General features: G+C 50.4%; 13 protein-coding genes and 1 riboswitch. Of the genes, 12 read left to right on the top strand and 1 reads right to left on the bottom strand.

Annotated elements, in window-relative coordinates:
* Positions 1-6 precede the first annotated feature (6 nt).
* The 4 genes from AC3ZPD_RS12110 (at position 7) to AC3ZPD_RS12095 (ending at position 3,703) form a co-directional block, all read left to right on the top strand.
* The gene (locus AC3ZPD_RS12110; RefSeq protein ID WP_490984549.1) at positions 7-387 is read left to right on the top strand and encodes a cupin domain-containing protein; all 381 of its coding nucleotides are present in this window, start codon (positions 7-9) and stop codon (positions 385-387) included.
* Between the two features lie 212 nt (positions 388-599).
* Positions 600-1,943, top strand: a complete 1,344-nt coding sequence (locus AC3ZPD_RS12105) for an ABC transporter substrate-binding protein (RefSeq protein WP_490984615.1) — start codon at positions 600-602, stop codon at positions 1,941-1,943.
* Positions 1,944-1,985: 42 nt separating this feature from the next.
* The gene (locus AC3ZPD_RS12100; RefSeq protein ID WP_490984548.1) at positions 1,986-2,867 is read left to right on the top strand and encodes a carbohydrate ABC transporter permease; all 882 of its coding nucleotides are present in this window, start codon (positions 1,986-1,988) and stop codon (positions 2,865-2,867) included.
* Entirely contained in the window at positions 2,867-3,703 is an 837-nt protein-coding gene (locus AC3ZPD_RS12095) for a carbohydrate ABC transporter permease (RefSeq protein WP_490984547.1), read from the top strand. The genes AC3ZPD_RS12100 and AC3ZPD_RS12095 overlap by 1 nt, the downstream gene beginning before the upstream one ends.
* A gap of 73 nt (positions 3,704-3,776) precedes the next feature.
* On the opposite strand, the gene AC3ZPD_RS12090 is transcribed toward AC3ZPD_RS12095, so the two are convergent.
* Positions 3,777-4,481, bottom strand: a complete 705-nt coding sequence (locus tag AC3ZPD_RS12090) for a helix-turn-helix domain-containing protein (RefSeq protein ID WP_490984546.1) — start codon at positions 4,479-4,481, stop codon at positions 3,777-3,779.
* A 160-nt stretch (positions 4,482-4,641) separates the two neighbouring features.
* Here AC3ZPD_RS12090 and AC3ZPD_RS12085 point away from each other — a divergent pair, with 160 nt between their 5' ends.
* From AC3ZPD_RS12085 to AC3ZPD_RS12050, 8 genes are all read left to right on the top strand, one after another.
* Positions 4,642-6,015 (top strand): glycoside hydrolase family 1 protein, encoded by a 1,374-nt coding sequence (locus tag AC3ZPD_RS12085; RefSeq protein WP_490984545.1) that lies wholly within the window; start codon positions 4,642-4,644, stop codon positions 6,013-6,015.
* Between the two features lie 26 nt (positions 6,016-6,041).
* Entirely contained in the window at positions 6,042-6,965 is a 924-nt protein-coding gene (locus tag AC3ZPD_RS12080) for an ROK family protein (RefSeq protein ID WP_490984544.1), read from the top strand.
* Between the two features lie 30 nt (positions 6,966-6,995).
* Positions 6,996-8,372 carry an MFS transporter gene (locus AC3ZPD_RS12075; protein ID WP_490984543.1) on the top strand — a complete coding sequence of 459 codons (1,377 nt, stop codon included), beginning with the start codon at positions 6,996-6,998 and terminating at the stop codon, positions 8,370-8,372.
* Between the two features lie 513 nt (positions 8,373-8,885).
* Positions 8,886-9,533, top strand: a complete 648-nt coding sequence (locus AC3ZPD_RS12070; RefSeq protein WP_490984542.1) for an NAD(P)H-dependent oxidoreductase — start codon at positions 8,886-8,888, stop codon at positions 9,531-9,533.
* Between the two features lie 112 nt (positions 9,534-9,645).
* Complete coding sequence (locus AC3ZPD_RS12065) at positions 9,646-10,026, top strand: cupin domain-containing protein (protein ID WP_490984541.1); 381 nt, start codon at positions 9,646-9,648, stop codon at positions 10,024-10,026.
* Positions 10,027-10,141: 115 nt separating this feature from the next.
* Positions 10,142-10,254, top strand: a riboswitch (purine riboswitch).
* 72 nt (positions 10,255-10,326) lie between these two features.
* On the top strand, positions 10,327-11,271 hold the full coding sequence (locus tag AC3ZPD_RS12060; RefSeq protein ID WP_490984540.1) for an EamA family transporter: 945 nt from the start codon (positions 10,327-10,329) through the stop codon (positions 11,269-11,271).
* Positions 11,272-11,504: 233 nt separating this feature from the next.
* Positions 11,505-12,455: an ArsR/SmtB family transcription factor gene (locus AC3ZPD_RS12055; RefSeq protein ID WP_490984539.1), complete on the top strand. Its 951-nt coding sequence runs from the start codon at positions 11,505-11,507 to the stop codon at positions 12,453-12,455.
* A gap of 246 nt (positions 12,456-12,701) precedes the next feature.
* Positions 12,702-14,084 carry an ABC transporter substrate-binding protein gene (locus AC3ZPD_RS12050; RefSeq protein WP_490984538.1) on the top strand — a complete coding sequence of 461 codons (1,383 nt, stop codon included), beginning with the start codon at positions 12,702-12,704 and terminating at the stop codon, positions 14,082-14,084.
* Positions 14,085-14,086 lie beyond the last annotated feature (2 nt).

The following is a 14,086-nucleotide window of genomic DNA, read 5'->3' as shown; positions in this document are numbered from 1 at the left end:
GAACCTATGAAGGACCTGCAAAATGAAATCAAGATAGCCGTAAAGGACATCAGTCAGATGAACTGGGACGAGCTGACCAACGATCGTACCGGCAAGAAAATGATCGAAAAAAAGCTGCTGAATGATCCCGATACCGGGATGCTGGTCAACTATTGTTTTTATCCGGAAGGGTTTATTACACCCTGGCATATCCACGAAGGCATGTCTCATGGCATGTATGTGCTTGAGGGGACTATGTACACCAGCCAGGGATCCTTTGGGCCGGGAAGTTTTGTCTGGTTTCCCAAAGGCATAATCGCCGAGCACGGAGCGGTTGCAGAGGGCGGAGCGACGGTGCTGTTTATCACCAATCAGGCTTTTAATATTACTTATTTGGATGCAGAGTAGAAACTGCGCGCAGTTTGAGTTTAGGAAACGTCCTCCTTCATGGTTCCGAAGGGGGGCGTTTTATTTTTTCGTTTCCGGTGCGTTGCATTTCTAATAAATGTACAGCTTTAGCGAAGAATGACTGGTTTTGCGGAGAGCAGACCGATTTTATACTGGGAATGCAAGAGTGATTGCAACTCATTTATTTGACAGGAGGGTTTCTTTTGAAAAGAGTGTTGGCTTTGGTTTCTGTATTGTTAGTAAGCGCTTTGATAACCACGGCTTGTGGAGGTTCCAATTCCGGGGGCAGCGCGGGCACTGCTTCAAACGGGAAAACGGAAAGCACTTCCAAAAAAGTGGAGTTCAAATTTTTCAGCAATCATCCGGATCGTAATACGGCGCAGGGAATGGCGGAGCAAAGCCTGATTGATGAATATATGAAAGAGAATCCGAACGTGAAAATAACCGTTGAGACGCTTTCGCCGGACCCTCAATATCAGGACAAACTGAAGATTTACAACGCCTCGAACAAGCTGCCGGAGGTGATGGCGACTTGGGCCGGCAAACGTTATCTGCAGCCGATGGTCAAAAATAATGCGCTAGTGGCGTTTACCAAAGATGATTTCAAAGACCAGGGTTTTGTGGATGCGGCGTTTGACGGATTTACGTTGGACGGAAAAATTTACGGTATTCCTAAAAACACGGACTTCCTCGCTTTATATGTGAACAAGAAGCTGCTGGCCGATTATGGGCTGGAGCCGCCTAAAACCGAATCTGATTTGTTCAAAATTGCCGAGAAGCTAAAAGGAACGGGGATCGTGCCTCTTTCCCTGGACGGACGGGATGCTTGGCCGCTTGGACTGCTGTTTGATGCGGTGGTGGGCCGTCAGGCCGGAGGTTTTGATCTTTACCACAAGGCGATCGACCGGACGGGTTCCTTTAATACGCCGGAGGTTGTAGCCGCTTCACAGAAAATTCAGGATATGGTGAAGGCGGGTTTGTTTGGGGACGGATTCCTCAATCTCGATTATGGCGCAGCCCGGAACTTGTTCGGACAAGGGAAAGCGGCCATGTATCTGATGGGAGAATGGGAAATGGGTTTGGCAACGGACGAAAATTTCCCGCAAGAGGTGCGTGACAATCTGATTGCGATTCCTTACCCGGCATCCGACGACGGAAAAAGCCCTACAAGCGATCAGATGGCATGGTTCGGCGGCGGATTCAGCGTTTCGTCCAAGTCGGCCAATTCGGAGGAAGCCAAAAAATTTGCGATCTGGTTGTTCCAAAAGGATCATTGGGCCAAAACGATCTGGCAAAACGGGATTACCTTCCCGGCGCAATCCTATGAGGAATTCAATACGGGCAAGGAAACCACGCTGCAAAAAAATCTGACCGACATTCTGAATAACGCCAAAGTGTACAGCGGAACCAACTCCATGGATTTGCTTTCGGGCTCCGCAGCCAAAGGTTATCTGGATGCCATAACCGAATTGATGGCTCTCAAAATTGCCCCGGCCGATTTTGCCGTAAAAATAGATAAATTTGCCGACGATTCCGCTAAGGAGCTTCAAGAGTAGCCCAAGCCTTAACGAAAGCAAATTGGAAACGGATGTGTGGATATGAACAAACTGTGGATGGGCAGAGGGAACATGGCCGTTCTCATTGCACCCGGGATACTGTTTATTGTTTGCCTGATTCTTCTGCCGATGGCGGTCGCCCTTTATCTCGGTTTTACGAATTACGACGGTGTGGCCTATTCAAGCTTTGACCTGACGAACTTTAAGGACATTTTGTTTGGCGATCCTATTTTCTGGAGATCGCTCACCAACGCGGTATTGCTGGGGTTAGCTTTCGTGCTGCTCCAGCACCCGTTTGCGGTGTTTATGGCGATTATTACTCCGTATACCGGACGATGGGAGCGCCCTCTAAGAGTTTTGATTTTTATTCCCTCCATCATTTCTACCTTTGTAACCTCGCAAATGTGGGTCAGCTTATTGAACGTCCAATTCGGATTAATCAACCGGATTCTGAAGCAGATTGGACTGGGAGGATGGACTCAGGATTGGCTCGGCAATGCGGATATTGCGATTTATTCGATCATTTTTGTGGCTATGTGGCAGGGATTCGGTTACGCTTATCTGCTCTATTATGCCGGAATAAAAGGAATTCCCTCGGAGCTTTATGAGGCGGCGATCATTGACGGGGCCAACAAACGGCAGTTTAATATGCGGGTCGTAATTCCGCTCTTATCTCCGGTCATTCGCATCAATGTTATTCTGGCGGTCGTATCCGGCTTTAAGCAAATGGAAACCGTGTTTCTCATGACCGGCGGCGGGCCTGCGAACAGCACTCAATTTCTGGGGACCTATTTATATTCCAAAGCCTTCCGGGAAGGATTGTTTGGCTACGGAAATGCAATTTCCATCCTGTTTGTGCTGTTTTGTCTGGTTGTCACGCTGATCATGAACCGTTTGCTGAAGAAAGACGTAGGTGAGTTCTAATGGGGAAAAACCAATCCATAGTTTTTAAGGTTGTTTCATCGATCCTCCTGCTTGCGATCGCGCTGGTTCAAATCTTTCCTTTGGTGTGGATGATGGACTTTTCTCTGCTTAAAAGCGGGGATTTTTTCGGAGATACCCTTTTAAAATGGCCTAATCCTTTTCACTGGGAAAATTACGCGAACGCCTTCAAGTACGGCCATGTGCCTGCAAACCTGCTTAACAGCGTGCTGGTGGCTGCCGTGGTTATTGTGGTCACCGTGCTGGTATCCATCATGCTGAGTTATGTGATTGCCCGAATTGACTGGAGATGGAACAAATATTTAGAAGGCCTGGTTATGATCTGCCTCATTGTGCCTATCTATGCTACGCTTTTGCCCAACTTTTTCATATTTAACAAAGTCCATTTCATCGATACTTATTTCTCGCTGATCTTACCCAATATCGCCTTTCTGATTCCGCTTAGCGTATTTATATTTATAGGGTTCCTGCAAACTACGCCGCGGGCGATTGAGGAGGCTGCAGTCCTTGATGGACTAAGCCTGATAGGCATTGTGTTTCGGATGATTTTGCCTTTATCCAAACCGGTAATCGCTTCCGTTTCCGTATTGGCCTTCTTAAATACCTGGAATGAGTTTATTATGGCTATTACCTTTATCAGCACGGACCGTTTAAAGACGCTGCCTTTTTCCCTTATTCAATTTACGGGGCAATATGCGTCGGATTATGCGTCCCAGTTTGCGGTTATGACCTTGATTGCTTTGCCTTCAGTCGTTCTATACATGCTGTTTACCGAGCAAATTACAAGCAGCCTGACGGCAGGGGCGGTGAAAGGGTAAAAGCATGCTGGTTTATATAAAAGATTAAGAAACCGTGAGCCCATGTAGGCGCATCTGATGCGAATATGCGGGCTCAGTTTCCTTTAGTCTCCCCCATCGCAAACTCCCGCGGACTGCACGAATGAACCTCCCGAAATACCTTGCAGAAATAAGACAAGCTTTGATACCCCAGCATTTCCGCAATTTCGGATTCCGAATATTCCCCGTCATGGAGCATGTTTTTGGCTTCGTTCATTTTCATTTCCCTTACAAAATGCGTCAGCGAAACCCCGGTCTCTTTCTTAAAAAGCGAGGAAAGGTAGCTGGGATGAACGCCGATTGCGGCAGCTACGTCCTGCAGCCGGCAGGTCTCGTACAAATGCTGCCGGATATACCGGACCGCTTTCTGGATCGGCAGACTGTATTTTTTTTCGCTGCCCAGACGGACCTGTTCGACGTAATGCCGCGAAATCTCCAGAATCATATCCTTCCAGTTCTGAATATCCGCCCGGTTTTCAATTTCATTGATATAGTAATCGCTCAGCGCATAACAGCGTTCATCGTCGGCGCCCAAGTCCGCCGCATAACGGCAGGTGACGGCGACAAAACAGATCAGGTGGTTTTTGATGGCGCGCAAGGGCTGCTGGGCAAGCGGGAACTCCGACCAGGAATACTCAAACTGCGTATCGATGCCTTTTAGAAAGGCGATAAAGGCTTTATTTTCTTCGGCCCGCGAATAATGCCCGTACCCGGACATCAGCATCTGTTTCATGGCAAGCTCGGCTTGTCGTCTGCTCATCCTTATTTACCTCCTTGAAATCGTGTTATAAACCTTAAAATATTACAACTATTATGCGGCACGATTGCTAATATGGCAATATAACCGCTTACATTTACGGCGGCGGGTCACTTTGACAAGCTGCCCGGAAGTTAAATTTTTCAGGAAAAGGGGATTGGACATGAGCGTATTTAAGGAGAATTTTTTATGGGGCGGTTCCGTCTCGAGCATGCAGATAGAGGGAGGCTGGAACGAAGGCGGGAAAGGGCTGACCACTTATGACGTACAGGAACAAACCAAATCAGGCTCCGACTGGAAGGTCGCGATTGATTTCTACCATCGATATAAAGAAGACATCGCTTTGTTCGCCGGCATGGGTTTCAACTCATACCGCTTCTCGCTGAGCTGGGCCCGCATTTTGCCGGACGGGGAAGGCGAAGTGAATGAAGAAGGGCTTCAATTTTATGAAAACGTGATCGACGAGCTCTTGAAATACAACATCGAGCCGGTCGTTTGTCTGCACCATTTTGATATGCCGCTTGCTTTGATGCAGAAATACGGCGGATGGGCGGGAAGAGAAACGCTGGAAGGCTTCAAAAAATACGCCCAAACCGTCATTCAGCGTTTCGGCAAACGCGTGAAATATTACCTTCCATTTAACGAGCAGAATGCCGCTGCCTTGATGCAAACCTATTATCTGCCGGAATCGATGTCCAAAGAGGAGAAAAACAGACAGCAGGCCATTTGTATGCATCATATCTTCCTTGCTTCCGCGTCCGTCGCGCATCTGGCTCGCGAATATGCGCCTCATGCCCAGGTAGGCGGGATGGTGAACTTTATGCCGGTCTACCCGGCTACCTGCAAGCCGGAGGATGTACTGGCGGCGGAACGCGGCAATCGGAATTATAACTATCAGACGCTGGATATCCTGGCCTACGGCGAATATCCGGCGGATCTTCTGGCCGAATGGGAACGGACGGGAAGCACGCCGCCATTCACGCAGGAGGATCTGGATTACCTCAAACAAGGCAAAATGGATTTTCTCTCCCACAGCTATTATCAGTCCGCCACTATAAAAGCCGGATTGAACACGGACGGCGCTTCCATCCTGATGAGTTTGTTCCAGGCACCGGTCAAAAATGAATATCTCGAGGTCACCGAGTGGGGCTGGGCCATTGATCCGGTCGGTCTCCGGCTGACGGTCAAGGAAATTCATGAACGTTACCGTCTCCCGGTGTTCACGATTGAATGCGGAATAGGCGTAGATGAAGAGCTGAATCAAGACCTGACGGTTGAAGACGATTACCGGATCGATTATTTCCGGGAGCATCTGAATCAGCTTAAGCTGGCCGTGGCCGAAGATGGCGTAGATCTAATGGGCTTCCTGACCTGGGGACCGATCGATATTTTGAGCTCCCAGGGCGAAATGAAGAAACGTTACGGGTTTATTTACGTGAATCGTACGGACACGGATCTGAAGGATCTTAAACGTTATAAGAAAAAAAGCTACGACTGGTTTAAACAAGTGATTTCCACCAACGGGGAAGTTCTCTAAACAGCAAGCTAAAGGCGGTAAACGAGATGAACAAATTGGTTTTTGACATTGGGGCTACAAATACGAAATTTGCTTTGATGACGACGGAAGGAGAGATTCTCGCCAAGGAGAAAGTGCCGACGGTCTACGACTCAGCGGGAGCCTATTTTGCCAATCTGGAAAAAATAGTCGCGAAATACCGCGGCAGCGGCGATGCCATCGCGATCAGCACCAACGGGCGGATGGATGCGGGCGGAGACATCTACCGCGCCTACATCCCGCCAATTTTGCAGGGCGTCAACCTGAAGCAGGAAATGGAAGCTCGCAGCGAGCTTCCTGTTACGGTACTGAACGACGGCTTTTCCGCCGCGCTGGGCGAATGGTGGAAAGGCTCGGGACAAGGAGCCGACAACCTGCTGGTGCTGGTGCTTGGCAGCGGCCTGGGCGGTGGCCTGATTTTGAACGGGAAGCTGTATGAGGGGAACAAACGGAACGCGGCTATGGTATTCGGAATGCTGGGCGCGTACGGAGGCGGCAAGGCCGAGCTGGCGAGTGCCACCACTTCTTTTGCTCTTCTGCTGTATCAGTTATCCGAAATGAAACAAATCCCGATCCGGGAGATGACGGGCCAAAGATTTTTTGAATTCGCCGCGCAGGGAGACCCTGCCGTTCTTGGCATGCTGGATGTTTATTGCGAAGGGATCGCCGGCCTGATCTTCAATTCGGCGCTGCTGCTGGATTTGGAAAAGACGGTGATCACCGGCGGTTTATGCGAGCAGGAGCTGGTGATGGCGACCCTCCGGCGCAAGCTGGATGAAATCACCGGGCAGGTATTGGAGGGAGACCCGGGACGCTTTTTCGAAATGACCGGCGGCGACCGTGACGATTACCGGATTCCGGTGAACAAAGGCGCGCTATCCCTGGATGCCAATGTTTATGGAGCTCTGTATCACCATCTGCACACAACCTGATGATTGAATGCATGTTTAGGGGGAGCATATATGGAAAAAGAAGTTATGCAAAATAACAACGTCTCGTCCGACCAGTTAAAAACCGGAAGATTATTGGGTTACGGCATAGGCGATTTGGGATACAGCTTGGTCTGGATTCTGACCAGCACCTTTTTATCTTATTATTATACGGATTCGGTCGGCATCGCAGCGGGAACAGTTGGAACCCTGCTGCTGCTGACCCGCGTTTTGGACGGCATCAGTGACATCGGCATGGGGATCGTCATTGACCGGACGAAATCCAGACACGGCAAGGCGCGGCCCTGGATTTTCAGAATGGCCGTTCCGCTCGGGATCTCGACCATTCTGCTGTTCTCCGTGCCTTCCGGTTTGGGCGCGGGGGGCAAGGTCGTTTTTGCCGCCGCAACTTATGTATTGATGAACCTGATTTATACCGCAGCGAATATTCCTTATAACACGCTTCTTGCGTTAATCACGCAGAACCAGTATTCCAGGTCGCTGGCGAATATTTTCCGGATGTTTTTTGCGATCGGGGCTTCGATCATTGCTTCATCGGCGACCATCCCGCTAGTCAAAGCCTTCGGCGGCGGACAATCCGCCTGGACGACGGTGGCCGTTCTGTACAGCATCATTATGATTGTCATTTTGTTTCTCCTGTTCCGGCACACGAAAGAAGTGGTAGGCAATGCCGGCGAGGTCAAAGACAATATCCCGTTGAAAGTAGGGATCAAAGCGCTGTTCTCCAATAAATATTGGCTGCTTATGCTGCTGATCGGCGTATTTACCTATATCGGGTCAGGCCTGCAGGGGGCGGGCATCTATTATGCGCAGTATATTTTGGGCAATTCGAGTTATTTAGGGATCATAAGCACGGCGGGCATGCTTCCGATCCTGATCGGCATGCTGTTTATCGCCCCGCTGATTAAGAAATTCGGCAAACGGAATATCGCAATTATGGGGGGATTACTTGGTTTGGTCGGGAATATCATCAAACTCGTCAATCCAAATAGCCTGACCTGCTTTATGATTGGCAGTGTTGTAAGCGGTTTCGGAGGGGTGCCGCTGACCGCGGTGCTTTATGCGATGATTAACGATACCGTTGAATACGGGGAATGGAAATCCGGAGTCCGCACAGAAGGACTGGTGAACAGTGCTGCAAGCTTCGGCATTAAGGTAGGCACCGGTCTTGGCACAGCCATGCTGGGATGGCTGCTTCAGCTGGGGGGGTATGTCGGCGGAGCGGCAACGCAGTCCCATTTGGCAAATTCCATGATATTGGCTTTGAATATCTATATCCCGATGGTGATCGGCATCATCACTCTGATCTTCCTTTGGATGTATAAGCTGGACAAAAAATACCCGGCCATTCTGGAGGATTTGAAGCAGCGGAAATCTTCGATTAGTTAAGCAGAAAGATAGAATGAGGATATGGACCAGCTATCTGATATGGATCGGTAGTTATCTATGAAGAGGTAAAAAGATTAGACGTGACCGGTAAATGGATCGCAGTAAACGATCGGCCGGTCGCGTCTTTATTTTTTCGAAGACGGTCTGTGCCTCGGGCATCCCAGCCTCGCTCGCACCGAATGGTACGCTCAAAAAAATCCGAAATGGAGGGTTACGCCGCCCGGGATTGGCGATATATTCGAAGGGAATAAGCCCCCAGCAATAACTGGATGCACCAGCGAAAATATTTTGCGGCCAGGTATACGGTATGGATTTGCCCGGTCAGGGGAATCCGGAAGGAAGTTCCCTCAGTTTTAGAGAATATTGGAGAGTGACTGCAGCCTTATTTGGAGCAGCAGGACAAATTTAACCGTCTTGTTGAACGTTTTTTGGCAGAAAGCCTTGAAAACTGAAAAATCCGCCGTCCTGCCGATCAATTTGAAATCGATTTCATTTTAGGGGGCTTGTTGCAAAATGAGAGTGCTGATTGTGTATGCTCATCCCGAACCCCGTTCGTTTAACGGGGCTTTGCGCGATACCGCTGTTACCGCGTTGAGGAATCATGGGCATGAAGTACAGGTGTCCGATTTATATGCTATGGATTTTAAGGCCATTGCGGACAGCCGGGATTTTGCGGAATTAAGCAGCAAAACTTATCTGAAATATGGGGCCGAGCAGCGCCATGCTTACGAAAACGGTTTGCTGTCCCCGGACATTCTGGATGAGCAGAACAAAGTGAAATGGGCGGAGGAGATTCTGTTTATTTTTCCGCTGTGGTGGCATTCCGTTCCCGCTATTTTGAAAGGCTGGTTCGACCGGGTGTTTACCCCTGGGTTTGCTTATGGCCGGGGCTCCCGTTTCGAAACCGGGCCTTTAAAGGGCAAAAAGGCGATGCTGGCCCTTACAACCGGGGCGGGTCAGGACGAATATGGCGAGGCGGGCGTACTTGGCAGGCTGGAGCAGCATTTGCAGATGATCCAGCACGGGACGCTGGCTTATGCCGGGATTGAGGTCAGGCCTCCTTTCATTGCCTGGCAGCCGGCCCATGTTTCGCAGGAGCAAAGGGAAATTTATCTGCACGAATTTCTGCAAAGGCTGGCCGAAATCGAATGCGAAAGCTAGCGGAGCGGGCGGGGGTTAATCCCGGAACTTTTTTTAGACTCGAAATTTTGATTTAAACGCGTATTTGCAGACCGCAAAACGACATTCATTTTACCGAGGAGGAACAAGAATTATGGAAAATCTGCACAATGAAATCAAGATCATCGCCAAAGACATTCACAACATGGAGTGGGATGAACTGGTCAAGGAAAATACCGACATAAGAATGTACGAGAAGAAATTGCTCAATGACCCTGACACGGGCATGCTCATTAACTATTGCTATTATCCGGAAGGTTTTATCACCCCATGGCATATCCATGAAAAAATGTCTCACGGCATGTACGTCCTGGAAGGAACGCTTTATACCAGCCAAGGTTCCTTTGGGCCGGGAAGTTTTGTCTGGTTCCCCGAAGGAATCGTGGCCGAACACGGAGCCGCTGCCGAAGGCGGGGCTACGGTATTGTTTATCACCAATGCTCCGTTTAACATTACGTATATGGATCAAGAATAGGAATCAACAGCTGCTGGCCTATTATAAAAAATCGCCCGAAAAGAAGGTTGACAGTCCTTTACTTGCCATGTAATATATGAAAAGTTGTTGCTTGAACTTTATGCTGCGCATAACGCAAGCTATTCTATATTCCATTCGTATAACCTCGCAGGCCGGGTTCGTGTACACAGGGCGAGGGTTTCTACAGGGAGCCTTAACTTCCTAACTACGAAGCTATGAAAAGAGCTTAACGCTCCTTTCAGGCTGCGGGGTTAGGATTTTTTTGCGTTTTGTACTTTAAGCCGGGGGGTTATCGAAACCATGAAATATTATATCGCCGTTCTCGCTGGAGCGATGAGTTACGGCATTTTATCTACGATAGTGGTGCTCGCTTACGGGCAGGGCTATGATTTGGGGGAAGTGGTGGGAAGCCAGCTTTTGACCGGATTTATCCTGTCCTGGCTGCTTGCTTTCTTCACGAAATTCAGACAGGGCCGCAAGGCGTACCAGGCCGCCCCCAAGGCCGCAGCTGCCGCTGGATTCCAGCAGCTGACCTGGAAGCAGCGCCTGCTGCTGATGGCGGCTGGCACGCCGACCGTCATTACCGGACTGGTGTATTACCATTCGCTGCGGTACATTCCGGCCTCGCTGGCGATCCTGCTGCTGTTCCAGTTTACCTGGATCAGCGTATTGATTCAGGCTGTGCTCAGACGCCAGCGGCCCAATAAGGTCACGCTGCTGACGCTGCTGGTGCTGTTCGGCGGCACGCTGCTTGCCGCAGGTTTTCTGGAGCAGGGACTGAGCGAGTTTAACGTTTGGGGCATCGCGTTTGGCCTGATGTCCGCGGTAAGCTACTCGCTGTTCGTGCTGTTCAGCGGCAGGGCCGTGCCGGCCGCGCATCCGGCTTACCGGAGCGCCTGGATGGTGACGGGCGGCTTCATCCTTTTGTGTATCCTGTTCCCGCCAACATTCCTTTTCAACGGATTGATCTGGAGCGAGCTGCTCGTGTTTGGCCTGCTGCTCGGCTTCTTTGGGGCCTTCCTTCCGCCAGTGCTGTTTGCAGTCGGCGTTCCTCATACCGGCGGGGACATGGCCGGCATTCTCGGAGCGGCGGAGCTGCCGGTGGCGGTGCTCATGTCCTCGATTGTGCTGGGCGAGCATGTAAGTGTTCTGCAGTGGGTCGGTGTGGTCATCGTTCTTATCGGCGTGGTTCTGCCGGAGTTGTATAAATACCGGTTGACGCGCTCCAGAGTCAGTTATTCTTAACAAGCTTCTGGTACCATGGATTTTTTAATCATTGATTCAGCAAAGCATTCCTAACCGGAATGCTTTTTTCTTCCCAAAATGCCGCTCGTCTTCTCTTGTTTGATACAAAAAGTTCATTTTATTCCCGATTTATTGATTTTAATAACCGGTTTGAAGTAGTATTATGGTCATAGAAGTATTTTGACCTAGATATGAGAAGCAGCAGACGTCGAGTTCAAGAGGAGTGCAAAGTCGTGTTAGAGCTAAGTTTTGACGATCCCGAACAGCTGGTGACGGTGGCGCATGCTTTATCGACGCGTTCGCGCGTGGATATTCTGCGTTTGCTGGTGTCCCGAAACCTTAATGTCATTGAAATTTCCGAGCTGCTGAAGCTTCCGGTGTCCACGGTGGCCAACAACATCCGGGTGCTGGAGGCCGCCAAATTGATCAATACCGAACTTTTGCCGGCTTCAAGGGGAGCCATGAAGGTGTGCAGCCGGAATTATGACGATATCCATATCGCGTTAAATCAGGAAAAATCGATCCCCAAAGGCGACATCAGGCTCTATGAGGTGGATGTGCCGATCGGCCATTACAGCGACTGCGAGGTGGTGCCGACCTGCGGCATGGCAAATGCCGAAGGGATGATCATCCGCGAGGACGAGCCGGCGAGTTTCTATCATCCGAAACATATCAGCGCCCAGATCATGTGGTTCCGCAAAGGCTATGTAGAATATTTGCTGCCGATGGAGATTCCTGCCGGATCGCGCATTGAGGCGCTGGAGCTGTCGATGGAGATGTGCTCTGAAGCCCCGAATTACGACAATAATTGGCCGTCGGACATCTCCGTCTGGATCAACGGCGTCGAGATCGGCATGTGGACCAGCCCGGGTGACTTCGGCGACCGCAGAGGCAAGCTGAATCCGCCCTGGTGGCTGGATTGGTCTACCCAATACGGCCTGCTCAAGACCTGGAAGGTCGACCGGGAGAAAACGACGCTGGACATGGAGAAGGTTTCTTCCGTTAACCTCAGCCAGCTGAATCTGGATCAGAGCCCGAAGGTCCGTTTAAGAATCGGCATCAAGCCGGATGCGGTCCATCAGGGCGGGATCAATTTGTTCGGCAGGCAGTTCGGCGATTATGAGCAAAATCTGGTCATGAAGGTGCAGTTTGTGCCCGAGGAAGAAGAAGGAGGGCAGGCCTAAGCAGGCGTATTATCATGCCCGTAAGTTGGCGCACAAGCAGGCTAAATCCCTTTATAAAAAGGCTGTTAGTTGCAGGATTACTGTAGCTAATGGCCTTTTTTAACCTTTTTAATTACAAAATAATTGTTTGAAAGCGTTGACATCGAAGGAAACAGGGCCTATAATCGCCTTAAAGATACAAAAATTATGTAATAAAACAGAATTGATGTTTGTATCTTTCACTTTTAAATTAAAGGGGAGACACGAATGAAGAAGAGAAGCATCGGTTTTGCAGTTTTGGCATTGCTCCTGTCTTTTTCCGTTATTTTGAGCGCCTGCGGAAGCAGCGGCGGAGGAAATTCGTCCGGCGGCAGCAATGGCGGCAACGGCAACGCTGCGGCATCCGGCAATGATGGCGGTACGGCCTCCAGCGACTCCGGCTCCGGAGATTCCGGGAATTCGGGCGGCAGCAAGGTCACATTATCCTTCTGGACGCTGTTTGACGGCGGGGACGGGGATAACATGCAGGCGATGGTTGACGAATTCAATAAAACCCACCCCGATATTCAGGTGAAAAACACCAAGCTGGCTTGGGGCGAATACTACACCAAGCTGATTACGGCGGTCGGCAACGGCAACGGGCCGGACGTCGGCATTTCCCACACCTCTCGCCTTCCCGACCTGATCGATCAAGGCGTCGTCACCGACCTGGACGAAACGGCGGCCGACGCAGGCGTGGACTGGAACTCTTTTAACCAGAACCTGCTGAACGCCACCGTCGTGGACGGCAAACATTATGCAGTGCCGATCGACACGCACCCTTTCATCATGTTCTACAACACCAAACTGCTGAAGGAAGCGGGCCTGCTGGGCGAAGACGGCAAACCGGTGTTTGAGCAGTCGGCGGACGGCTTCATGACTTTCCTCAAAACGCTGAAAGATAAACTTCCGGCAAAGATTACTCCATTTGCGCTTTCCAACTCCAACGACGACCCTTACCGCTTCTGGTGGGCTTTGTATTCGCAGCTTGGCGGCAACGACCTGGTGGCGGACGACCTGAAGACAGCGGCGGTCGACAAGGAAAAAGGCATTAAAGCGGCCGAGTTCATCCAGAACCTGTACACGCAGGGCTACATCAAGAAAAACGATCCGGATTTCTATAAAAACTTCCAAAGCGGCACCGCGGCCATCATGATGACCGGCGTTTGGGCGACCGGCACCTGGGAGTCCACGAAAGGCCTGGAATTCGGCGCCATGCCGATTCCGAAGATTTTTGACCAGGAAGCTACTTGGGGCGATTCCCACACGATTATTTTACCGGTAACGAAAAAAGACGATCCTGAAAAACGCAAAGCAGCCATCACGTTCGCCAACTGGATTGCCGACAACGGCCAAATCTGGGCAAAAGCCGGTCATATTCCTTCCAAACCTTCCGTATTGGAGAAAGAGGAATACAAAGCGATGCCTTACCGCAGCGATTACGCGGCCGTAGCCAGCACGGTCAAATTCAACAAGCCGTCCACGAAGAACTGGCAGATTCGCGACAACGTGTCCTTCAAATTCCTGAACGAGGTCTGGGCGGGCAAAATGACCCCGGCGGAAGCGATGGACAAAATGCAGGAAGGCGTGCAGAAAGAGCTGAACGACTAAGG

The organism is Paenibacillus mobilis (assembly GCF_058267595.1).
Note: the sequence above shows the minus strand (reverse complement) of the source record. Positions and strands in the feature narration are given on the sequence as shown.

Excerpts from the sequence above, each read along its gene's own strand:
- AC3ZPD_RS12095 (WP_490984547.1), top strand. The coding sequence starts at position 2,867 with ATGGGGAAAAACCAATCCATAGTTTTTAAGGTTGTTTCATCGATCCTC.
- AC3ZPD_RS12080 (WP_490984544.1), top strand. The coding sequence starts at position 6,042 with ATGAACAAATTGGTTTTTGACATTGGGGCTACAAATACGAAATTTGCT.
- AC3ZPD_RS12070 (WP_490984542.1), top strand. The coding sequence starts at position 8,886 with ATGAGAGTGCTGATTGTGTATGCTCATCCCGAACCCCGTTCGTTTAAC.
- AC3ZPD_RS12090 (WP_490984546.1), bottom strand. The coding sequence starts at position 4,481 with ATGAGCAGACGACAAGCCGAGCTTGCCATGAAACAGATGCTGATGTCC.
- AC3ZPD_RS12075 (WP_490984543.1), top strand. The coding sequence starts at position 6,996 with ATGGAAAAAGAAGTTATGCAAAATAACAACGTCTCGTCCGACCAGTTA.
- AC3ZPD_RS12060 (WP_490984540.1), top strand. The coding sequence starts at position 10,327 with ATGAAATATTATATCGCCGTTCTCGCTGGAGCGATGAGTTACGGCATT.
- AC3ZPD_RS12050 (WP_490984538.1), top strand. The coding sequence starts at position 12,702 with ATGAAGAAGAGAAGCATCGGTTTTGCAGTTTTGGCATTGCTCCTGTCT.
- AC3ZPD_RS12085 (WP_490984545.1), top strand. The coding sequence starts at position 4,642 with ATGAGCGTATTTAAGGAGAATTTTTTATGGGGCGGTTCCGTCTCGAGC.
- AC3ZPD_RS12100 (WP_490984548.1), top strand. The coding sequence starts at position 1,986 with ATGAACAAACTGTGGATGGGCAGAGGGAACATGGCCGTTCTCATTGCA.
- AC3ZPD_RS12065 (WP_490984541.1), top strand. The coding sequence starts at position 9,646 with ATGGAAAATCTGCACAATGAAATCAAGATCATCGCCAAAGACATTCAC.
- AC3ZPD_RS12110 (WP_490984549.1), top strand. The coding sequence starts at position 7 with ATGAAGGACCTGCAAAATGAAATCAAGATAGCCGTAAAGGACATCAGT.